This window comes from Psychrobacter sp. UBA6291, assembly GCF_002439405.1.
GTDB lineage: Bacteria > Pseudomonadota > Gammaproteobacteria > Pseudomonadales > Moraxellaceae > Psychrobacter > Psychrobacter faecalis.
Genome location: NZ_DJUD01000047.1, coordinates 76,804 through 96,188 on the forward strand (window position 1 = coordinate 76,804; position 19,385 = coordinate 96,188).

Sequence of the window (19,385 nt, forward strand, 5' to 3'; positions counted from 1 at the left end):
TCAACCTTAACCTAGTAATTCTTTTAGGATTTGGTTGACTTGTTGTGGGTTGGCACTGCCGCGGCTGGCTTTCATCACTTGCCCAACCAAACCGTTAAAGGCTTTTTCTTTACCGCCGCGATACTCGTCGACCATCGCTTGGTTTTTGGCAATAACGTCTTCAACGATGGCTTTAATTGCGCCCGTATCGGTTTCTTGCTTAAGCCCTTTTTCTTCGATGATTTTATCAGCAGCGTCATCAGCATCGCCGCCTTCGCGCTCATAAAGCGCACTAAAGACTTTTTTAGCTAATTTGCCCGATAAAGTGTCATCTTTGATACGTGCCAGCATGCCAGCCAATTGTTTGGCGCTGATGGGCGAGTCGGCGATGTCTTTATCATCTTTATTAAGAGCACCGAGTAGATCGCCCATGACCCAGTTAGCTGCCATTTTGGCGTCTTGTTGCCCGACCTCAGCGACGACATTTTCAAAATAATCGGCGAGCGTACGGCTACCGGTCAAGATGCGAGCGTCGTATTCTGATAGTCCAAGCGCTTCTTCAAAGCGTGCACGGCGAGCAACAGGCAATTCGGGCATCGCAGCCTTGATGGCATCGACCGTATGCTGCTCGATACGCACTGGCAATAAGTCAGGGTCAGGAAAATAGCGATAGTCGTTGGCGTCTTCTTTGGTACGCATGGTGCGGGTTTCATCACGCTCAGGATCGTATAGCATCGTCGCTTGGATAACTTTACCGCCGTCCTCGATGATGTCGATTTGACGCTCGATTTCACGATTGATGGCGCGTTCGATAAAGCGGAATGAGTTGAGGTTTTTCAACTCCGTACGTGTCCCCAAATCTGCGCCCGGTTTACGCACAGAGACGTTACAGTCGCAGCGGAATGAGCCTTCTGCCATAATCGCATCTGAGATACCAAGCCATGTGACCAGCTGGTGAATGGCTTTGATATAAGCAATCGCTTCGGCAGCTGAGCGCATGTCAGGCTCAGAGACGATTTCGATAAGTGGCGTACCTGCGCGGTTAAGGTCAACGCCTGTCATACCATCGACGGCATCGTGTACGGATTTACCCGCATCTTCTTCTAGGTGCGCGCGGGTGATACCCATACGTTTAGGGTATTCGTTTTTCTCGCCTTCATTGACCACCACGTCAATATAACCTTTGCCAACGATAGGGTTGGCCATTTGGGTGATTTGATAGCCTTTTGGCAAGTCAGGATAGAAGTAGTTTTTGCGGTCAAAGGTGTTAAATAGACCTAATTCAGCATTGACACCGATACCAAACTTTAAGGCACGATCGACCACGCCCGTATTCAATACAGGTAAAACACCAGGCAAGCCTAAATCAACGATACTGGCTTGGGTATTTGGTTCGTGACCAAAGTCAGTCGGCGCGCTGGAGAATATTTTACTTTCAGTATTGAGCTGGCAATGAATCTCAATCCCGATGACCACTTCATAGCCATCGACGAACAGCTCTTTGCGGACAATTTCTTGCTGAGCGGCATTATCAGTAGTAGTTGCTGTGTTCATTATACCGTCTCCTTCGCGATGGTAGAGTGTTGTAAATGGTGGTCGGTATACTGCTGGAATAGATGGACGGTAGAGAGCAGTTTGCTTTCTTGCCAATATTGACCAATCAATTGCAAACCAATAGGCAAACCGTTTGTGGTTAACCCAACCGGCTGACTAAGCGCAGGTAAACCCGCTAAGTTAACACCAATGGTATATACGTCCCCCAAATACATGGTTGCAGGATCAAGGTCTTCAGCAAGTTTATAAGCTGCGGTCGGCGCGGTTGGACTGGCGATGACATCACAATTGTTAAAAGCGTCTTCAAAGTCTTGTACGATGAGTCGGCGTACTTTTTGAGCCTTAGTGTAATAGGCGTCAAAGTAACCCGCGGATAGCGCATAAGTACCGGTCAAAATACGACGTTGTACTTCAGGGCCAAAGCCTTCTGAGCGTGAGCGCGTATATAAATCGAGCAGGTCGGTTGGGTTGTCACAGCGATAGCCAAAACGCACACCATCAAAACGTGATAGGTTCGATGATGCTTCAGCAGGGGCGAGCATATAATAAGTCGCAAGGGTAATTTCAGGGTCAGTGATGTTGACCTCTACAATCGTCGCACCAAGCGCTTCGTATTGTTTTAGCGCTGCACGTACCGCTTGCTCAACCTCAGCATCTAAGCCTTTGGTAAAGTACTCTTTTGCCACGCCAATACGTAAGCCTTCTAATGGCTTGGCGTTGTCGCCAGCAGTTGTGACGGCATCATTTAAGTCTTGCACGTAATCTGGCATATCATGCTTGATAGAAGTGGCATCGCGTGGGTCGTGACCAATCATCGGTTGTAGCAGATACGCACAGTCCATAGCACTGCGGCCCATGCTACCCGCTTGGTCAAGGCTTGACGCATAAGCAATCATACCAAAGCGCGAGATACGACCATAAGTTGGTTTGATACCGGTTAAACCACAAAATGAAGCAGGCTGACGGATAGAACCACCAGTATCGCTGGCAGTAGCAACCGGAACAAACCCTGCGGCAACGGCAGCGGCACTACCACCTGATGAGCCACCTGGGACGCGCTCAAGATTCCAAGGATTGTGTACCGCGCCATAATGCGAGCTCTCATTATCCGAGCCCATCGCAAACTCATCCATATTGAGCTTACCAAGGCTAATCATGCCGGCTTTATTGATATTGGTGACGACAGTGGCATCATAAGGTGACACAAAGTTATGCAGCATTTTTGAGCCACAAGTCGTTAAGACACCTTGGGTACAAAAGATATCTTTATGCGCCATCGGCACACCAAGCAGGGGACGCTTGTCACCTTGGGCACGCATCTCATCAGCGGCTTGTGCTTGCGCGCGCGCGGTTTCGGAGGTGTGGGTGATAAAGCTGTTGATCTTACTGTCGAGCGCGTCGATACGCTTGATATAGTGCTCAGTTAATTCTGCACTGCTAAATTGCTTGTCTTGCAAGCCCGTAATCAGCTGCTGGGTACTTAAAAGGTGAAGTTCAGACATAAGGTGTCGTCCGTCAAAATGTGAATAACATTAAATAAAGTGAAATACGGTAAAAATTATTGGGGCAATTATTCAATCACTTGTGGCACAAGGTATAAACCTGCTTCTACGGCAGGCGCGACCGATTGATTGCGCTCGCGATTGATATCGTGTTTGGCGACATCGGCGCGCAAATCTTGGCAAACTTCATGAATGTTTGATAAAGGTTTGATACCAGTGGTGTCGACACTACCAAGCGTTTGCATCAATTTTAATACGTCGCTGATATCGTCGGCGTAGCTGCTGGCGGTGTCTTCATCAACACCGAGGCGTGCAAGGCGGGCAACTTCTAAGATTTCTTTGCGGCTGACATTGCTTTCAGCGGCGAGGGTTTGCTGTGACATAGTTTCTCCAGTGAAGGATAGTTTTTATTAGAGTAGGGATAAAAATAGGTAATGACTAATAACTGAATAAAGTAATAATGTTTAAAATACACGCAAATAAACAATCTACCTGAGTATTTTATAAAGAGTGCCTTTATTATAAAGCATCTCACCGAAGATTACAGAGCAGGGCATCGATTGCTGCTGTATCTTTACTAACTTTGTTCAAATAAAGAGCATTACAAAATTGACCCAATAGTTATGGATTGATTGTCAATTGCTCAGCATTGCGTTCAGAAATACGTTACAGTATGCAGCCACTGCTCAGCGAAACGTTAAGTAAATGCCTTTAAATGCTTTAGCAAGACCCGCCGCAGCAATAATACTTGGTGATCGCGCCTTGTTAGTGTTTGAATTAAATGATGTTTCATTAAATGCCATGCTCTGCTCTGTCATTTCAAACTTTGTAACATCTTTTCGCGTTTAACGGCAAAATCCTAGCGTACTGATGCAAATTTCTGTGTTTTTTTTGAGCTAAATCGGTATAATTTAGCTCAGTTTTTTCATTTCATCATTATTGCTTCGGTTTGACTTGCTGCGATGATAAACTCGCGCCATCGGTCACGTCTTACGACGACCTGCTCAACACTGACGAGTAACCCTCAGTCAATTTCGTTCGCCTCATTCGCCTCATTTGTAATACGCTGGATATATTAGCCATGAACCCGTTTGGATTTTTATCAAATAATATCGCAATCGACCTCGGTACTGCGAACACCCTTATCTTTATTCCTGGTAAAGGGGTGGTGCTCGACGAGCCTACAGTGGTCGCGCTACGTAGTAATCGTACCCAAAACCCTACCGTCGCCGCCGTTGGTATTGATGCCAAACAGATGCTAGGTCGTACGCCTGCCAACATCACGGCTATTCGCCCATTAAAAGATGGCGTGATTGCAGACTTTGAAGTGACACAAAAAATGCTCAAGCATTTTATCACTAAAGTAAAAGCCAAGCGTTTTATGGCGCAGCCCAACGTGGTGGTTTGTGTGCCTTGCAAATCGACGTTGGTTGAGCGTAAAGCGATTCGTGAAGCGGTATCGTCGGCTGGCGCGAGCAAAGTCTTGTTGTTAGAAGAGCCAATGGCTGCCGCTATCGGTGCGGGCATGCCCGTGCATGAAGCCAGTGGTTCAATGGTCGTTGATATCGGCGGCGGCACGACTGAGATTGCTGTTATCGCACTGTCAGGCTGCGTCTACGCCGAGTCGATTCGTATCGGCGGCGATATGTTTGATGAAGCGATTATTACTCATGTGCGCCGTACGCATGGCTGCGTGATTGGTGAAACCACCGCTGAGCGTATCAAGCAAGAGGTGGGTTCGGCATTAAATGAAGACAGCCAGTTAGAAGTTGAAGTTCGCGGTCGCAGCATGGCAGAAGGCGTACCAAAGACCTTTACGGTCAATTCTGAAGAAGTACAAAAAGCCCTCAGCGACCCATTAAGCGGTATCGTCAGCGCGGTAAAAGCAGCACTTGAACAGACGCCACCTGAGTTGTCATCAGACATCGCTGAGCGTGGTATTGTCTTAACTGGCGGCGGCGCGTTGCTGCGTGATTTAGACAAGCTTATCTCTAAAGAAACCGGTCTGCCTGTAACGGTCGCTGAAGAGCCATTGACTTGTGTCAGCCGTGGCGGCGGTATTGCGCTTGATTTTATCAACAACAAAAGCCTAAATATGATTTTTGTTTAAGTTGTGAATATTAAAGCGCTATAAAAATTGTTTGATTCTATTTGTTTTTTCCTATTAAAGGTAGCCAATAAGGTTGCCTTTAATGACATTTAGCCATACCAAAATGCAATAGAAGTACGATAAGTCACGCGTGGTTATTAACGTGTCGACATTATTTTGAACTGACGCTATATGCTGATATTTGTTGCTCTTATGGCGCATCACAACTGTTGCTCACCTTAAAACCTCTAGATTAGACCAATTATGATTCCAAGTATTTTTGCTCGTCAGCCGCTCGCGCTTCGTAAGACTGCTATCGTATTGATAGTGGCGCTGGTATTGATGTGGTTTGATAGCAAAAATCCAGAATGGTTTAAGCCGATACGCTCGACCACCCATGCCGCCATGCAGCCTATTTATGAGCTGTCGTTATTGCCAAGTTATGCAAAACACTGGTCGAGCGGCAGCTTGCAGTCGAAAGAAGCGCTACGCCGTGAAAACATGCAGCTAAAAACGCAACTTATCCATGCCCAAGCTAAGCTGCAGCAGCAGGATTATGTCTTGGCACAGAACGCGCGTTTGCAAGGTATCTTATCGACTACGCGCCCTGAGCAATTTGATTTAAACCTAGCGCAAGTGATTGGAACGGATACCAATCTGCTCAGGCAAATCGTGGTGCTCAATAAAGGCGAACAAGATGGCGTGCAAGTCGGTCAAACGGTCATCGATGAAGTGGGTATTTTAGGTCAGATTATTAATGTTTATCCTAATACCAGTCGCTTATTGCTGATTACCGATGAGCAGCAATCGGTTGCTGTGACCGTCAAACGCACCGGACAGCGCGCTATCGTCACGGGCGAGGGCATACCGACCTCATTACGCCTTAACTACGTCTTTAAAACCTCAGATGTGCGCGTCGGCGATGAGCTGGTGTCATCAGGCTTGGGCGGACGTATTCCGGCGGGCTATCGCGTTGGTCGTATCGCCCATGTCGAAGACACGCAAGAAGATAACTTTAGAAGTATTGAAGTCACGCCAGCGGCAAACTTTATCGACAATGCCTATGTATTGGTGCTGCAAGATAAACTGGTTAATAGAAGAAATGCCGGTATTAAAGAAAACTAAGGGCTTGTCAGCTTACTCATAAGTCCACATTGCGCGTCATTATTGATAGCATAGACATTTGCACAGACATTTACATAGACGTCTGGATAGACAGATAAGATAAATAGTATTCAAAATTATTTGGTCAACTAGCGCTGCTACTCTTTTCAATATTAACTGAACGATTAAATAGCTGCTAAACTCTCGCTAAAGGTAAGTATTCATGGCATACGCGGATTTTGATGATGCAACTGGCGTACTCCCGGCCTTGATTATACTGAGTTTTATTATTGCCTCATCGCTGAGCGTCTATCCTTTAAGCCCAAGTATGGCCGCCCTGCGCCCAATGGTCATGGTCATGGTGCTGATTTTTTGGTTACTGTTTCAGCCGCGCTATGTCGGGATTTTCAGCGCCTTTGCTATTGGCATTATCGCTGATTTATTAATGGATACCCACTTAGGTCAGCAAGCCTTCGCTGCCGTTATGGTAGCGATGGTCCTCAAAATCACCAGTATCTATATCAGACAGCTTAATACCATTAGCGCTTGGCTTATTGCAAGCCTAGGATTGGTTGTTTTCCAAGTCAGCTTATGGATATTGCAACTCTTTATCCAAAATACCTTTGTTGCCCAATCTGCTCTATCGTTATTTATGAGTATCATCAGCTGGCCATTGGTGTTATTGACATTACGGAGATTTGCCCGCTAGTTTTTTACATTTATTTGTTTCATAAAGCTGAAAAACCATAAATTTATAAAATAAGAGTATCACGATGAACCTCATTTTAGCGTCTGGCTCGCCGCGGCGTCATGAGCTGCTAACCAGAGCACAACTCGACTTTACGGTCATGAGCGTCGATATTGATGAGACGCCGCATGTGAATGAATCTCCTAAAGATTACATTGAACGTATGGTTGCTAGCAAAGCAGAGGCGGCGCTAGAGCAATTGAATAAAAAGCTAAATAAAAAGTTAAACGACAGGCAAACTGATTTATCTGCATCTCTAATTATTTTAACCGCTGATACCATTGGCGTCTTAGCCGATGGCAAAACGGTATTGGTCAAGCCTGACAGCCGTGAAGACGCTTATCGCATGTGGCAACAGATGTCTGATGTCACCCACCAAGTATGGACAGCAGTGCAAGCAACTCAAGTATTGTTATCTGTTAAGCCTTCAAGCTCTCCAAACTCCGGCAGAGCATTTCAAATCGTGAATCAACAACAAATCACTGAGCGTACCGATGTCACCTTTATTCCTTTAACCGAAGAGATGATGGAAAACTATTGGGACAGCGGCGAGCCTGCTGATAAAGCTGGTGGCTACGGTATTCAGGGTTTGGGCGCCGCCTGGGTAAGCCGCATTAATGGCAGCTATACCAATGTGGTTGGTTTACCGCTGGCACAAACTGTGGCGTTGATTAAAAATATCACAGCTGTCAGCACCAACAAGAAAGCCTAAGCATTGGGCAAATAAGCTGAGTAAACAGGTAGGTGAGAGTAGCGCGTATTTGATGTAGGATAATTAAATGGTTGGTCTTACATGAGATGGCAAATGGCTATCACTCAATTATCTGCACATAATGACACGCTAGGATAATGGGCAAACCCAAGGTGCATTTGGTACACTGTGAGGCTACCAAACGATGAACGCTTCACAAGAAAGCTGAGTGCTAAGAGAAAATATTATGTCCGAAGAGCTGCTGATTAATATTAGTCCCATGGAATCGCGCGTCGCCGTGTTAGATAACGGGGTGTTGGGCGAGATTTATATCGAGCGTCATCATAAACTGGGCTTGGTCGGCAATATTTATTTGGGCACGGTAGTACGCGTGCTTCCGGGTATGCAGGCAGCTTTTGTCGACATCGGCCAGTCACGCACAGCGTTTTTACATGTCAATGACATGCAGCGCGAACCGCGTCCTGTTAGCGAGAGCAAAAATAAGACCTCAGAAAACACCAATAACCAACGTCCTGTTATCGAAGCTACCGCTGATGATTTGGCGGTCACGCCGCCTGTGGTCAGTGCGCACAGCACCGAGGTTGTAGCCGTTACAAAATCTCTTATCCAGCATCGACTGCACGAAGGCCAACGTATCTTAGTACAAGTGACCAAAGACCAGCTTGGTAGCAAGGGCGCGCGTTTAACCACCAATATATCGCTACCATCACGTTACTTGGTCTATCTGCCATCGAGTGACCATATCGGTATCTCGCAGCGTATTGATGGCGAAGAAGAACGTACTCGTCTCAAAACTGAACTGGCGAGCCTGATGCAAACGGTCAATCTACAAGGTGGGCTGATTGCGCGCACCGCTGCTGAGCGCGTGCCAGTCGATAAACTCGAAGAAGATATCTACTATCTATTGCAGCTCTGGCGCACCATTTGTGCCCGTCGCCAAGAAACAAAACCAAATCAAAGCTCTGAGCTTATTTATCAAGAATTATCACTGCCGCTACGCTCCATTCGTGACTTGGTGCATGCCGATACCGAAAAAGTGGTGATTGATAACGCGCAAATCTATGAGCAAGTCCGTTATTTTGCTAAAGAGTTTGTGCCTTTCGTCTACGACCGTATTGTGCATTATACCGCCGAGCCTTCCTTGTTTGATGTCCACCGTGTCGAGGATGATTTGCGTGATGCCCTAAAACGTCGTGTCGATTTAAAGTCTGGCGGTTATCTGATTATCGATCAAACCGAAGCCATGACCACCATCGATGTCAATACTGGCTCTTTTGTCGGTGGGCGCTCGTTAGAAGATACCGTTTATAAAACCAATTTAGAGGCCACCCACGCTATTGCGCGGCAATTACGCCTAAGAAACCTTGGCGGCATTATTATCTTAGATTTTATTGATATGCTTGAGCAGCAGCATAAAGACGATATTTTAGAGAGCCTGCAAGCGCAGCTAGCGCAAGACTACGCCAAAACCAAAATTACCCAAGTCAGTGAGCTTGGGCTGGTTGAAATGACGCGTAAACGTACCCGTGAGTCGCTTGGACAGCAGCTATGTGAACCTTGCTCAACCTGTCAGGGTCGCGGCTTTGTTAAAACGGCCGAAACCGTTTGCTTTGAGATATTTCGCGAGATTATGCGCTGTGCGCGAACTTATAACTCGCCCAAGAAATTCACTGTGGTTGCCCATGCTGCCGTCATTGACTTACTATTGACCACCGAATCAGACACCGTCGCAGATTTAGAGTATCTATTAGGTAGAGTGATTACCTTTGAGGTCGAAAATCTCTATACCCAAGAGCAATATGACATCGTTTTAGATTAATGATAGAGTAAATTTATACCATTATAAAGTATCTTAATTGAGGTTTTGATAAGGAGATTATTGATAAAAGCGCTTGTTTATAAAGGGGGATATCTCAAAACACCGCCGATATTACTCTTGCAATGAGCGAAATACTATGTATAATACACACCACTGAATTATATATGCGCAGCCAATTAAACAGCTGGCGCTATGACAGCTAGAGCATCGTTTCTAGCACTATTTCATTATGCCTTTGCTGACATCCTATAATGGAAGGGTCGGCGGGGCTTTAAACTATTTTGCTTTTGGCACGCTATAAGTTCCGGTAACGAACTCATTCTGGTTAAGAACAGAAGGCCGCTTAAAGTGAATATTTAACCAAACGGCTTTTGCTCATATCTTTGCAAAGCAAGAATGACAAAAGCACATATTAGGAGCTTGCTGGCATGGCTAACCAGAGAATCCGTATCCGTCTTAAGTCTTTTGATCATCGTCTGATTGATCAATCTGCACAAGAGATCGTTGATACTGCAAAGCGCACCGGTGCGCAAGTTTGTGGTCCTGTACCGTTGCCGACTCGCATTGAGCGCTTCAACGTTCTAACCTCACCACACGTTAATAAAGACGCTCGTGACCAGTACGAAATCCGTACTCACAAGCGTATGGTTGATATCGTTCAGCCTACCGACAAAACTGTGGATGCGCTAATGAAGTTAGACTTAGCGGCGGGTGTTGACGTTCAAATTGCTTTGGGTTAATGCAAAACACACCCAACCCATTAATATAAGATATAAAGAGGTCTAAAATGGCGATCGGTTTAGTCGGTAAAAAATGCGGCATGACCCGTATCTTCACTGAAGCAGGCGAATCTATTCCTGTTACAGTGGTTGAGGTCCATGCTAACCGCATTACTCAAGTAAAAAATACTGATGTAGATGGCTATCAAGCCATTCAAGTTACCACAGGTACTCGTCGTGACAGCCGCGTAACTGCTGCACAGAAAGGTCACTTCGCTAAAGCTGGCGTTGCAGCTGGCCGTGGTGTATGGGAGTTTCGTGCCAATGACAGCGATCTTGAAGGTCGTGAAATTGGTGGTGAGATCCTAGCTGACTTGTTCGAACAAGGTCAGATTGTAGATGTCACAGGACAGAGTAAAGGTAAAGGCTTTCAAGGCGGCGTAAAGCGTCACAACTTTAGCATGCAAGATGCCACTCATGGTAACTCAGTGTCTCACCGTGTCCTTGGTTCAACTGGTCAAAACCAGTCACCAGGTAAAGTCTTCAAAGGCAAAAAAATGCCAGGTCAAATGGGTAACAAACGCGTTACCGTTCAGGGCCTAGAAGTGATATCGGTTGATGTTGAAAAAGGGTTACTTGTCATCAAGGGTGCTATCCCAGGTGCCACCGGTGGCGATGTCATCGTACGTCCGTCAGTCAAAGCCTAAGCAAGGGGATTAACGTGGATTTAAAAACAGTTACAGGGGCGGCAGTTGAGCTTTCTGATACGGCTTTCGGTCGTGAATTCAACGAAGCATTAGTGCATCAGGTCGTCACCGCATATCTTGCTGGTGCTCGTCAAGGTACACGCGCTCAGAAAACCCGTGCCGAAGTTTCTGGTGGTGGCATCAAGCCATGGCGCCAAAAAGGTACTGGTCGCGCTCGTGCAGGTTCTATTCGTAGCCCAATCTGGCGTTCAGGTGGTCGTGCATTCGCAGCCAAACCACAAGATTGGTCACAGAAAGTTAACCGCAAAATGTATCGCGGTGCGATGCAGTGCATCCTAGCCGAATTGATTCGCCAAGAGCGTTTGATTTTGGTTGAAGAGCTAAGCGTTTCTGGTCCTAAGACCAAAGAGCTGATTGCAAAGTTAAATGATTTGGGCGCACCTCGTGCACTCATCGTCACCAAAGAAGTTGACGAAAATCTATACTTAGCTGCGCGCAACATCCCACACGTCAATGTACTTGGTACAAACGAAGTGGATCCAGTGAGCTTGATTGCTTTTGATAAAGTAATCATGTCAGTTGAAGCTGCGAAACAATTTGAGGAAGCACTAGCATGAATAACGCAAGACTTTATCAGGTCTTAAGAGGGCCTGTATTCTCAGAAAAATCTCAAATGCTTGGCGACTCACTTGGTGTACAGGTATTTAAAGTTGACTCTAATGCTACTAAGCTTGAAGTCAAAAAAGCGGTTGAGATGATGTTCGAAGGCGTTGAAGTTTTAAAAGTAAACACTTTGAATGTTAAAGGTAAGACAAAGCGTTTTGGTAAAAATATCGGCCGTCGTAATGACTATAAAAAAGCCTACGTTACCTTAAAAGCTGGTCAAGATGTACAAATGGCTGATGCTGGTGAAGAAGTCGCAAACACGACTGCTTCTACTAGTGAAACAGCGAACAACGAATAAGGATTACACTCATGCCTATCGTAAAAGCAAAGCCAACATCACCAGGCCGTCGTTTTGTTGAAAAAGTGGTGCATCCACACCTTTACAAAGGTCGTCCTTTTGCAGCGCTTCTCGAATCAAAAAGTAAGTCAGGTGGTCGTAACAATAATGGTCGCATCACGACTCGTCACGTTGGTGGTGGTCATAAGCAGCATTATCGTATTATCGATTTTAAACGTACTAAAGACAATATCCCAGCTGTGGTTGAGCGTATCGAATACGATCCTAACCGTACTGCACACATTGCTTTACTTAAGTACGCTGACGGCGAACGTCGCTATATCATTGCTGCTAAAAAACAAGCAGTTGGCGATACCGTCATGTCAGGAGAGAACTCTCCAATCCGTCCAGGTAACTGCTTACCACTGAAAAACATCCCATTGGGTACTGTGATACACAATATCGAACTTAAAATCGGTAAAGGTGCACAGCTAGCTCGTTCTGCGGGTGCCAGCGTTCAGCTACTAGGTCGTGACGGTATTTATGCTATTCTACGTCTACGCTCAGGTGAAACTCGCCGCGTACACGTGAATTGCCGTGCTGTTATTGGTGAAGTTTCTAACACTGAAAATAACTTGAAATCACTTGGTAAAGCCGGTGCTTCACGTTGGCGCGGTGTTCGTCCTTCTGTTCGTGGTGTCGCTATGAACCCGGTTGATCACCCACACGGTGGTGGTGAAGGTCGTAACAAAGGTCGCCATCCAACCAGCCCTTGGGGTCAGAAGTCTAAAGGACTTAAAACGCGTCATAATAAGCGTACTGACAGTATGATCATCCGCCGCCGCGCCAAGAAGAAATAAAGGAAGAATTTCATGCCTCGTTCATTGAAAAAAGGTCCATTCATAGACGCGCACTTATTTGCTAAAGTTGAGAATGCATTAGACACCAACTCACGCAAACCAATTAAAACTTGGTCGCGCCGCTCGATGATTTTGCCACAAATGGTTGGCCTAACCTTATCTGTTCACAACGGCCGTACTCACGTACCGGTTATCGTAAGCGAGCAGATGGTTGGTCATAAACTAGGTGAATTTGCCCCGACTCGTACATATCGTGGTCATGGCATTGACAAGAAAGCTAAGAGATAAGGTGCTTACCATGGAAGTAACTGCAAAATTACGCGGTGCCGCCATATCGGCACAAAAAGTTAGACTCGTTGCTGATGAAGTTCGTGGCAAATCTATCGAGCGTGCTTTGGATATCCTAACGTATAGTAATAAAAAAGGCGCTGTTTTCGTTAAGAAATGTCTTGACTCAGCCATCGCCAATGCCGAACACAACAACGGTTTAGATATCGATACTCTTAAAGTATCAACCATCTACGTTGATGAAGGCATTACGCTAAAACGTATCCTACCACGTGCTAAAGGTCGCGCTGATCGTATCAGTAAGCGTACTTGTCACATCACTATAAAGGTAGGAGAATAAGTTATGGGTCAAAAAGTACATCCAATCGGAATTCGTCTTGGTGTTGTCAAAAAGCATAACGCAAACTGGTATGCTAACCCTAAACAATACTCAGAATACCTCATCAACGACATTCAAGTTCGTGAGTATCTACGCAAAAAACTAGACAACGCTATGATCAGCAACATTATGATTGAGCGTCCTACTGGTGCTGCTAAGATTACCATCGCCACTGCGCGTCCTGGTATTGTTATCGGTAAAAAAGGCGAAGATATCGAAAGACTTCAAAAAGAATTGACCAAAATTATGGGCGTACCTGCTCAGGTCAACATTGAAGAAATCACATCACCTGATCTTGATGCACGTTTGGTAGCAGACGGTATCGGCAGCCAGCTTGAGCGCCGTGTTATGTTCCGTCGTGCGATGAAACGCGCCGTACAGAACAGCATGCGTTCTGGTGCTAAAGGTATTAAAGTTGAGCTGTCTGGCCGTCTTGGCGGTGCTGAGATTGCTCGTACTGAATGGTACCGTGAAGGTCGTGTGCCATTGCATACACTCCGCGCTGATATTGACTACGCGTCAATTCGTGCAGAAACCACATACGGCACTATCGGTGTAAAAGTTTGGATTTTCCGTGGCGAAATCCTTGACGGTATGAACAGCGTATATAATCCCGTCAAAGAAGAGCAGACTCGTGCGCCAAAACGCCGTGGTCGTGGAAACGGAAACCGTCGAAACACAGACAGAGGTTAAACTATGTTACAGCCAAAACGTACCAAGTTTCGTAAAATGCACAAAGGTCGTAACACAGGTCTTGCTCACCGTGGAAGCACCGTTGCATTCGGACAAATTGGTCTAAAATCGTTGACTCGTGGTCGTATGACTGCCCGTCAAATTGAAGCAGCACGTCGTACCATCACTCGTAAAATCAAGCGTGGCGGTAAGATTTGGATTCGTGTATTCCCAGACAAACCTATTACCAACAAACCACTAGAAGTACGTATGGGTAAAGGTAAAGGTCCAGTCGAGTATTGGGTATGCGAAATCAAACCTGGTAAAGTGCTATATGAACTCGAAGGGGTTTCAGAAGAACTTGCTCGCGAAGCGTTAACGCTTGCTGCAGCAAAACTGCCCTTTAAAACTACCATTGTTAAGCGGACGATAATGTAATGAAGATCAGTGAATTACGTGATAAATCATTAGAAGAACTGACTCAGTTACTTGATGAAAAGCAACTTGATGCTTTCCGTATTCGTATGGCTAAAGCAACGGGTCAGTTGGGTAACACCCATGAAGTCAGAAGCAATCGTCGCACGATTGCTCAGATTCAGACTTTGATTAACGAGAAACAACGAGGCGACTCATGAGCGATAACAATCAAACAGCTAATGCTAGCGTATTGACAGGACGAGTTGTCAGCGACAAGATGGACAAATCCATCACAGTTTTGATTGAGCGTCTGGTTCGTCATCCTTTGTATGGCAAACAGCTTCGTCGTTCTACAAAAATCAAAGCTCATGATGAAGATAACGTTTGTCAACAAGGCGACCTTGTCCGCATCAAAGAAACGCGTCCAATCTCAAAAACCAAGTCTTGGACTTTGGTTGAAGTGGTTGAAAAAGTAGAAAAAATCTAAGTAAATTGCATTAAAAGCCAGAAGCTGTTAAAATAGCCGCCTTTTTAAGGATGCTGATTGCGCCGAGCGTATATCACTCACATTAAGAGTAGCAGCGGTTATTAATATTAAAATGCCGACTACTCATTCTGTGCTAGCGGCAGCAACTGGTTTTTATTGCTCATACGTGTGGAGTAACGCTATGATTCAGGTTGAATCGATGCTGGAAGTTGCAGACAATAGCGGTGCAAGACGAGTTCAGTGCATTAAAGTACTGGGTGGCTCTCATCGTCGTTATGCATCAGTTGGCGACATTATTAAAGTAACGGTTAAAGAAGCCATTCCGCGTGGTCGTGTTAAAAAAGGCGACGTGATGAATGCTGTAGTTGTACGTACCAAAAAAGGCGTTCGTCGTCCTGATGGTTCAGTTCTGCGTTTTGATGACAATGCTGCGGTATTGTTGAACCAAAACAAAGCACCGATAGCAACTCGTATTTTTGGACCGGTAACTCGTGAACTACGTGGTGATCAGTTTATGAAAATTGTATCACTAGCACCAGAAGTATTGTGAGGTAATCCATGTCAAAATTACGTAAAGGCGATACAGTTATCGTGATTGCTGGGAAAGACAAAGGCAAGCAAGGTACTGTGCAAGCTGTAAAAAACGATCGTATTAAAGTTGAAGGCATCAACATTGTCACCAAACATCAGAAGCCAAATCAGGCAACTGGTACTGAAGGTGGCATCGTTAAGCAAGAAGCTTTTTTGCATATCTCAAATGTCGCAATTTTAAATGCGCAAACCCAAAAAGCTGATCGTATTACTTATCAGTTCGGTGAAGACGGCAAGAAACAACGCGTCTATCGTTCGAACGGTGAAGTAGTGGCGACTGCGTAAGACACTAAGGGTGTAATGGTAATGGCAAGATTAAAATCTTTATATAACGAAGAATTAAAGCAACAAATCAAAGAAGAGCTTGGTTTGGCGAACGTGATGCAAGTGCCTAAAATCACTAAAATCACGCTTAATATGGGTGTAGGTGGCGCGTCTCAAGACAAAAAATTGCTTGAAGGTGCTGTAGCTGACATGACCGCTATCGCTGGTCAAAAACCTGTCGTCACCAAAGCGCGCAAATCAGTTGCTGGCTTTAAAATTCGTGAAGAATGGCCAATTGGCTGTAAAGTAACGCTGCGCGGTGAGCAAATGTACGAATTTTTAGATCGTCTCATTGCCATTGCAATTCCTCGTATTCGTGATTTCCGCGGTTTTTCACCTAAAGCCTTTGACGGACGTGGTAACTACTCATTGGGTATCAAAGAACAAATCGTATTCCCAGAAGTAGACTTTGACAAGATTGATCGTATCCGCGGTATGGATGTGACCATCACCACGTCAGCTGGTAATGATGAAGAAGGTCGTGCGTTGCTTAAAGCATTCGGCTTCCCATTTAAATAAGGTAAAGACGTTATGGCAAAGAAGAGCATGATTAACCGCGAATTAAAACGCGAAAAAATGGTTGCTAAATATGCTGAAAAGCGTATTAAGCTAAAAGAAACTATCAGTGATATCAACGCATCAGACGAAGAGCGTATGGAAGCGATGCTAGAGCTACAAGCCCTACCACGCAACGCATCACCAGTACGTCTACGCAACCGTTGTGCTATCACTGGTCGTCCTCACGGTTACTTCCGCAAGTTTGGCTTATCACGCAATATGCTGCGTGAGCGTGTCATGCAAGGCGATGTGCCTGGTGTTCGTAAAGCAAGCTGGTAAGGAGTAACGATATGAGTATGCAAGATACCGTTGGGGATATGCTAACCCGTATTCGTAACGCACAAATGGCTAATAAAGTATCGGTAGCAATGCCGAGCTCTAAACTACGTAAATCAATCGCTGACTTATTAGTAAGCGAAGGTTATGTAGCCAGCGCTGTTGTGACTGAGCAAGAAAATAACAAAGCAACTTTGACCATCGAGTTAAAATACTTCGAAGGCAAAGCAGTTATTGAAACGATCCAACGTTATAGCCGTCCTGGCCTACGCCAGCATCGCGGTAAAGACGCTATCCCTACTGTTAAACAAGGTATGGGTGTTGCTATCGTATCAACCAGCCAAGGTATCATGAGCGATCGTGCTGCACGCGCTGCTGGTATCGGTGGTGAAATCGTTGCATTCGTTGCTTAATTAGCAATCATTGCTATCGGTAACGAGACGATAAAGTCTACTTGATCTTCGTTGGGCACTTATCAATTTTATCATACATATTTTTTAACATTGATAGGTGCCTAATGCAGTCAATTATGCTAAACTAACACGCTTTTTAGCCTGTTAGTTTTTTCGCTAATAAAAGTAAGTTAATTTTTTTAAGGAATATTCCTATGTCTCGTGTGGCTAAAGCCCCAGTAGCACTGCCTAGCGGCGTAAGTGTTACTTTGAACGATCGGCAGGTCGAAGTTAAAGGCAAAAATGGCAATATGTCTTTACGCCTGCATGAATTGGTCGAGCTAAAACAGGAAGATGATGCAATTCTTCTCTCACCTGCAGCCGATTCAAAAGAAGCCATGATGCATACTGGCACCATGCGCTCTTTACTAAACAATTTAGTAATAGGCGTAAATGAAGGTTTTGAAAGACGCCTTCAACTTATTGGTGTTGGTTATCGCGCTCAAGCTACTGGTAATAAAGTAACGCTAAACGTTGGTTACTCACATCCAGTAGAATATACGCTACCTGAAGGTGTATCAGCTGAAACCCCAACGCAAACTGAAATCGTTTTAAAATCAAACGATAAGCAGCAGCTTGGTCAAGCAGCGGCTAATATCCGCGGTTTCCGCCCACCAGAGCCTTATAAAGGTAAAGGTATTCGTTATAGTGACGAGCATGTGATTCGCAAAGAAGCCAAGAAAAAATAAGGTGAGTTGAAATGTTTGATAAAAAAGCAGCTCGTCTACGTCGAGCAAAGAAAACCCGTGCACATATCCGTTTTTTAGGCGTAAATCGCTTAACGGTTAACCGCACCCCAAGACATATTTATGCCCAAATTATCTCTCCAAACGGTGGTGAAGTGATTGCTCAGGCATCTACCTTAGACAGCAGCTTACGTTCAGGTGCAACTGGTAACGTTGATGCAGCGACGTCTGTGGGCCAATTGATCGCAGAACGCGCAAAAGCAGCTGGTATTACTAAAGTTGCCTTTGACCGTAGTGGTTTTAAATATCATGGTCGAGTAAAAGCTTTAGCTGAAGCTGCTCGCGAAAACGGATTGGAGTTTTAATCATGGCTAGAAATGATAAAAATGAACAGACTGACGGTCTAGTAGAACGCTTAGTTACCGTTGATCGCGTTGCAAAAGTGGTTAAAGGTGGTCGTATTTTCTCATTTACTGCGCTAACCGTAGTGGGTGATGGCAATGGCCGTGTTGGTTTTGGTCGTGGTAAAGCACGTGAAGTACCAGCCGCTATTCAAAAAGCACTTGAAGCTGCTAAGCGCAACATGATTACTGTTGAGCTTGATGGTGCAACATTGTTCCATCCGATCAAAGCACGTCATGGTGCTAGTAAAGTCTACATGCAGCCTGCATCTGAAGGTACTGGTGTAATCGCTGGTGGCGCAATGCGTGCAGTATTAGAAGTTGCTGGTGTTAAAGACGTTTTAACGAAATCTCATGGTTCTACCAACACGGCAAACGTTGTACGTGCAACATTTAACGGTTTACGTGATATGTCAACTCCAGAAAAGATGGCAGCAAAACGTGGTAAATCTGTAGACGAAATCTTGGGTTAACTTAGAAACTAGGTGAGTTACGATGAAAAAAATGAAAGTCACTCAATTTAAATCGGGTGCCCATCGCCTCAAGAGCCACAAAGCGAGCTTGAAAGGATTGGGTTTACGCCGTATTGGTCATACTGTTGAAGTAGAAGATACTCCTTCAACCCGTGGTATGGTCAATCGCGTCAACTACATGGTAAAAGTGGAGGAAGCGTAATGGGACTTAGATTAAATGAATTATCACCAGGTGTTGGCGCGAAAAAAACTGCACAACGTCGTGGTCGTGGTATCGGTTCAGGTCTTGGCAAAACTGGTGGTCGCGGTGTAAAAGGTCAGAAATCTCGTTCAGGTTCTAGCATCCGCTCAGGATTTGAAGGTGGTCAAATGCCTTTATATCGTCGCCTACCAAAATTTGGCTTCACCAGTAAAATGGCAATGACGACTGCTGAAGTTCGTCTGTCTGAATTAAACAAAGTCGAAGGCGATGTGGTTAGCATTGAAACACTAAAAGCTGCTAACGTTATCCGTCATGACATGAAACGCGTTCGTATTATGTTGTCAGGCGAAGTCACTAAAGCTTATACTTTTAAAGGTATCAAAGTGACTAAAGGCGCCAAGCAAGCAATCGAAGCTGCTGGTGGTAGCATCGAGGAGTAGTAA

At 45.2% G+C, this 19,385-nt stretch carries 28 protein-coding genes and 1 pseudogene; 26 read left to right on the plus strand and 3 right to left on the minus strand.

Annotation, left to right across the window (positions count from 1 at the left end):
* Positions 1-6: 6 nt before the first annotated feature.
* The 3 genes from gatB to gatC form a co-directional block, all read right to left on the minus strand.
* Complete coding sequence (gatB, locus tag B3R91_RS08115; protein WP_201592258.1) at positions 7-1,533, minus strand: Asp-tRNA(Asn)/Glu-tRNA(Gln) amidotransferase subunit GatB; 1,527 nt, start codon at positions 1,531-1,533, stop codon at positions 7-9.
* On the minus strand, positions 1,533-3,035 hold the full coding sequence (gene gatA, locus B3R91_RS08120; RefSeq protein WP_286797164.1) for an Asp-tRNA(Asn)/Glu-tRNA(Gln) amidotransferase subunit GatA: 1,503 nt from the start codon (positions 3,033-3,035) through the stop codon (positions 1,533-1,535). The genes gatB and gatA overlap by 1 nt, the downstream gene beginning before the upstream one ends.
* 68 nt (positions 3,036-3,103) lie before the next feature.
* Positions 3,104-3,418, minus strand: a complete 315-nt coding sequence (gatC, locus tag B3R91_RS08125; protein ID WP_198328453.1) for an Asp-tRNA(Asn)/Glu-tRNA(Gln) amidotransferase subunit GatC — start codon at positions 3,416-3,418, stop codon at positions 3,104-3,106.
* A 689-nt stretch (positions 3,419-4,107) separates the two neighbouring features.
* Here gatC and B3R91_RS08130 point away from each other — a divergent pair.
* The 26 genes and pseudogenes from B3R91_RS08130 to rplO all read left to right on the plus strand — a co-directional run bounded on the left by B3R91_RS08130 (position 4,108) and on the right by rplO (position 19,382).
* Positions 4,108-5,145, plus strand: coding sequence for a rod shape-determining protein (locus B3R91_RS08130; protein ID WP_414706782.1), 1,038 nt, complete (start codon positions 4,108-4,110; stop codon positions 5,143-5,145).
* Positions 5,146-5,388: 243 nt separating this feature from the next.
* Positions 5,389-6,249 carry a rod shape-determining protein MreC gene (gene mreC / locus B3R91_RS08135; RefSeq protein ID WP_102077546.1) on the plus strand — a complete coding sequence of 287 codons (861 nt, stop codon included), beginning with the start codon at positions 5,389-5,391 and terminating at the stop codon, positions 6,247-6,249.
* Positions 6,250-6,451: 202 nt separating this feature from the next.
* Entirely contained in the window at positions 6,452-6,937 is a 486-nt protein-coding gene (gene mreD, locus B3R91_RS08140; protein ID WP_286797165.1) for a rod shape-determining protein MreD, read from the plus strand.
* 64 nt (positions 6,938-7,001) lie between these two features.
* Positions 7,002-7,688, plus strand: coding sequence for a Maf family protein (locus B3R91_RS08145; RefSeq protein WP_286797166.1), 687 nt, complete (start codon positions 7,002-7,004; stop codon positions 7,686-7,688).
* A gap of 226 nt (positions 7,689-7,914) precedes the next feature.
* Positions 7,915-9,507, plus strand: a complete 1,593-nt coding sequence (locus B3R91_RS08150) for an Rne/Rng family ribonuclease (RefSeq protein ID WP_198328458.1) — start codon at positions 7,915-7,917, stop codon at positions 9,505-9,507.
* A 428-nt stretch (positions 9,508-9,935) separates the two neighbouring features.
* Positions 9,936-10,247 carry a 30S ribosomal protein S10 gene (rpsJ, locus tag B3R91_RS08155; RefSeq protein ID WP_010196670.1) on the plus strand — a complete coding sequence of 104 codons (312 nt, stop codon included), beginning with the start codon at positions 9,936-9,938 and terminating at the stop codon, positions 10,245-10,247.
* Positions 10,248-10,294: 47 nt separating this feature from the next.
* Entirely contained in the window at positions 10,295-10,933 is a 639-nt protein-coding gene (rplC, locus tag B3R91_RS08160; RefSeq protein ID WP_068408481.1) for a 50S ribosomal protein L3, read from the plus strand.
* Between the two features lie 14 nt (positions 10,934-10,947).
* Positions 10,948-11,550, plus strand: a complete 603-nt coding sequence (gene rplD / locus B3R91_RS08165; RefSeq protein ID WP_068408479.1) for a 50S ribosomal protein L4 — start codon at positions 10,948-10,950, stop codon at positions 11,548-11,550.
* Positions 11,547-11,897: a 50S ribosomal protein L23 gene (rplW, locus tag B3R91_RS08170; protein WP_068408477.1), complete on the plus strand. Its 351-nt coding sequence runs from the start codon at positions 11,547-11,549 to the stop codon at positions 11,895-11,897. Before rplD ends, rplW begins: the two co-directional genes overlap by 4 nt.
* An 11-nt stretch (positions 11,898-11,908) precedes the next feature.
* On the plus strand, positions 11,909-12,736 hold the full coding sequence (rplB, locus tag B3R91_RS08175) for a 50S ribosomal protein L2 (protein ID WP_068408475.1): 828 nt from the start codon (positions 11,909-11,911) through the stop codon (positions 12,734-12,736).
* A gap of 12 nt (positions 12,737-12,748) precedes the next feature.
* Positions 12,749-13,024 carry a 30S ribosomal protein S19 gene (gene rpsS / locus B3R91_RS08180; RefSeq protein WP_010196682.1) on the plus strand — a complete coding sequence of 92 codons (276 nt, stop codon included), beginning with the start codon at positions 12,749-12,751 and terminating at the stop codon, positions 13,022-13,024.
* Between the two features lie 10 nt (positions 13,025-13,034).
* Positions 13,035-13,364 (plus strand): 50S ribosomal protein L22, encoded by a 330-nt coding sequence (gene rplV / locus B3R91_RS08185; protein ID WP_068408473.1) that lies wholly within the window; start codon positions 13,035-13,037, stop codon positions 13,362-13,364.
* Positions 13,365-13,367: 3 nt separating this feature from the next.
* Positions 13,368-14,202, plus strand: a pseudogene (gene rpsC, locus B3R91_RS08190) (30S ribosomal protein S3).
* A complete protein-coding gene (gene rplP, locus B3R91_RS08195; protein ID WP_068034608.1) occupies positions 14,100-14,513 on the plus strand; it encodes a 50S ribosomal protein L16 in 414 nt (137 codons plus the stop codon). The pseudogene rpsC and the gene rplP overlap by 103 nt, the downstream one beginning before the upstream one ends.
* The gene (gene rpmC, locus B3R91_RS08200; protein WP_068408469.1) at positions 14,513-14,710 is read left to right on the plus strand and encodes a 50S ribosomal protein L29; all 198 of its coding nucleotides are present in this window, start codon (positions 14,513-14,515) and stop codon (positions 14,708-14,710) included. Before rplP ends, rpmC begins: the two co-directional genes overlap by 1 nt.
* On the plus strand, positions 14,707-14,979 hold the full coding sequence (rpsQ, locus tag B3R91_RS08205) for a 30S ribosomal protein S17 (RefSeq protein WP_068408467.1): 273 nt from the start codon (positions 14,707-14,709) through the stop codon (positions 14,977-14,979). The genes rpmC and rpsQ overlap by 4 nt, the downstream gene beginning before the upstream one ends.
* 181 nt (positions 14,980-15,160) lie before the next feature.
* A complete protein-coding gene (gene rplN / locus B3R91_RS08210) occupies positions 15,161-15,529 on the plus strand; it encodes a 50S ribosomal protein L14 (RefSeq protein WP_010196702.1) in 369 nt (122 codons plus the stop codon).
* A gap of 8 nt (positions 15,530-15,537) precedes the next feature.
* On the plus strand, positions 15,538-15,855 hold the full coding sequence (rplX, locus tag B3R91_RS08215; protein WP_068408465.1) for a 50S ribosomal protein L24: 318 nt from the start codon (positions 15,538-15,540) through the stop codon (positions 15,853-15,855).
* Between the two features lie 21 nt (positions 15,856-15,876).
* A complete protein-coding gene (gene rplE, locus B3R91_RS08220; protein WP_068408463.1) occupies positions 15,877-16,413 on the plus strand; it encodes a 50S ribosomal protein L5 in 537 nt (178 codons plus the stop codon).
* A gap of 12 nt (positions 16,414-16,425) precedes the next feature.
* Complete coding sequence (gene rpsN, locus B3R91_RS08225; RefSeq protein WP_068408462.1) at positions 16,426-16,731, plus strand: 30S ribosomal protein S14; 306 nt, start codon at positions 16,426-16,428, stop codon at positions 16,729-16,731.
* An 11-nt stretch (positions 16,732-16,742) separates the two neighbouring features.
* A complete protein-coding gene (gene rpsH / locus B3R91_RS08230; RefSeq protein ID WP_068408460.1) occupies positions 16,743-17,141 on the plus strand; it encodes a 30S ribosomal protein S8 in 399 nt (132 codons plus the stop codon).
* A 194-nt stretch (positions 17,142-17,335) separates the two neighbouring features.
* Complete coding sequence (gene rplF / locus B3R91_RS08235; RefSeq protein ID WP_068408459.1) at positions 17,336-17,869, plus strand: 50S ribosomal protein L6; 534 nt, start codon at positions 17,336-17,338, stop codon at positions 17,867-17,869.
* 11 nt (positions 17,870-17,880) lie between these two features.
* Positions 17,881-18,231 (plus strand): 50S ribosomal protein L18, encoded by a 351-nt coding sequence (rplR, locus tag B3R91_RS08240; protein ID WP_068408457.1) that lies wholly within the window; start codon positions 17,881-17,883, stop codon positions 18,229-18,231.
* A gap of 2 nt (positions 18,232-18,233) precedes the next feature.
* Positions 18,234-18,740 (plus strand): 30S ribosomal protein S5, encoded by a 507-nt coding sequence (rpsE, locus tag B3R91_RS08245; RefSeq protein ID WP_207989339.1) that lies wholly within the window; start codon positions 18,234-18,236, stop codon positions 18,738-18,740.
* 22 nt (positions 18,741-18,762) lie between these two features.
* Entirely contained in the window at positions 18,763-18,942 is a 180-nt protein-coding gene (rpmD, locus tag B3R91_RS08250; protein ID WP_068408453.1) for a 50S ribosomal protein L30, read from the plus strand.
* Positions 18,942-19,382 (plus strand): 50S ribosomal protein L15, encoded by a 441-nt coding sequence (gene rplO / locus B3R91_RS08255; RefSeq protein WP_068408451.1) that lies wholly within the window; start codon positions 18,942-18,944, stop codon positions 19,380-19,382. Before rpmD ends, rplO begins: the two co-directional genes overlap by 1 nt.
* Positions 19,383-19,385 lie beyond the last annotated feature (3 nt).

What these genes read in the sequence shown, in the direction of transcription:
- gatB (WP_201592258.1), bottom strand. Translation starts at nt 1,533, where the DNA reads ATGAACACAGCAACTACTACTGATAATGCCGCTCAGCAAGAAATTGTC.
- gatA (WP_286797164.1), bottom strand. Translation starts at nt 3,035, where the DNA reads ATGTCTGAACTTCACCTTTTAAGTACCCAGCAGCTGATTACGGGCTTG.
- gatC (WP_198328453.1), bottom strand. Translation starts at nt 3,418, where the DNA reads ATGTCACAGCAAACCCTCGCCGCTGAAAGCAATGTCAGCCGCAAAGAA.
- mreC (WP_102077546.1), top strand. Translation starts at nt 5,389, where the DNA reads ATGATTCCAAGTATTTTTGCTCGTCAGCCGCTCGCGCTTCGTAAGACT.
- mreD (WP_286797165.1), top strand. Translation starts at nt 6,452, where the DNA reads ATGGCATACGCGGATTTTGATGATGCAACTGGCGTACTCCCGGCCTTG.
- B3R91_RS08145 (WP_286797166.1), top strand. Translation starts at nt 7,002, where the DNA reads ATGAACCTCATTTTAGCGTCTGGCTCGCCGCGGCGTCATGAGCTGCTA.
- B3R91_RS08150 (WP_198328458.1), top strand. Translation starts at nt 7,915, where the DNA reads ATGTCCGAAGAGCTGCTGATTAATATTAGTCCCATGGAATCGCGCGTC.
- rpsJ (WP_010196670.1), top strand. Translation starts at nt 9,936, where the DNA reads ATGGCTAACCAGAGAATCCGTATCCGTCTTAAGTCTTTTGATCATCGT.
- rplC (WP_068408481.1), top strand. Translation starts at nt 10,295, where the DNA reads ATGGCGATCGGTTTAGTCGGTAAAAAATGCGGCATGACCCGTATCTTC.
- rplW (WP_068408477.1), top strand. Translation starts at nt 11,547, where the DNA reads ATGAATAACGCAAGACTTTATCAGGTCTTAAGAGGGCCTGTATTCTCA.
- rplB (WP_068408475.1), top strand. Translation starts at nt 11,909, where the DNA reads ATGCCTATCGTAAAAGCAAAGCCAACATCACCAGGCCGTCGTTTTGTT.
- rpsS (WP_010196682.1), top strand. Translation starts at nt 12,749, where the DNA reads ATGCCTCGTTCATTGAAAAAAGGTCCATTCATAGACGCGCACTTATTT.
- rplV (WP_068408473.1), top strand. Translation starts at nt 13,035, where the DNA reads ATGGAAGTAACTGCAAAATTACGCGGTGCCGCCATATCGGCACAAAAA.
- rplP (WP_068034608.1), top strand. Translation starts at nt 14,100, where the DNA reads ATGTTACAGCCAAAACGTACCAAGTTTCGTAAAATGCACAAAGGTCGT.
- rpmC (WP_068408469.1), top strand. Translation starts at nt 14,513, where the DNA reads ATGAAGATCAGTGAATTACGTGATAAATCATTAGAAGAACTGACTCAG.
- rpsQ (WP_068408467.1), top strand. Translation starts at nt 14,707, where the DNA reads ATGAGCGATAACAATCAAACAGCTAATGCTAGCGTATTGACAGGACGA.
- rplN (WP_010196702.1), top strand. Translation starts at nt 15,161, where the DNA reads ATGATTCAGGTTGAATCGATGCTGGAAGTTGCAGACAATAGCGGTGCA.
- rplX (WP_068408465.1), top strand. Translation starts at nt 15,538, where the DNA reads ATGTCAAAATTACGTAAAGGCGATACAGTTATCGTGATTGCTGGGAAA.
- rplE (WP_068408463.1), top strand. Translation starts at nt 15,877, where the DNA reads ATGGCAAGATTAAAATCTTTATATAACGAAGAATTAAAGCAACAAATC.
- rpsN (WP_068408462.1), top strand. Translation starts at nt 16,426, where the DNA reads ATGGCAAAGAAGAGCATGATTAACCGCGAATTAAAACGCGAAAAAATG.
- rpsH (WP_068408460.1), top strand. Translation starts at nt 16,743, where the DNA reads ATGAGTATGCAAGATACCGTTGGGGATATGCTAACCCGTATTCGTAAC.
- rplF (WP_068408459.1), top strand. Translation starts at nt 17,336, where the DNA reads ATGTCTCGTGTGGCTAAAGCCCCAGTAGCACTGCCTAGCGGCGTAAGT.
- rplR (WP_068408457.1), top strand. Translation starts at nt 17,881, where the DNA reads ATGTTTGATAAAAAAGCAGCTCGTCTACGTCGAGCAAAGAAAACCCGT.
- rpsE (WP_207989339.1), top strand. Translation starts at nt 18,234, where the DNA reads ATGGCTAGAAATGATAAAAATGAACAGACTGACGGTCTAGTAGAACGC.
- rpmD (WP_068408453.1), top strand. Translation starts at nt 18,763, where the DNA reads ATGAAAAAAATGAAAGTCACTCAATTTAAATCGGGTGCCCATCGCCTC.
- rplO (WP_068408451.1), top strand. Translation starts at nt 18,942, where the DNA reads ATGGGACTTAGATTAAATGAATTATCACCAGGTGTTGGCGCGAAAAAA.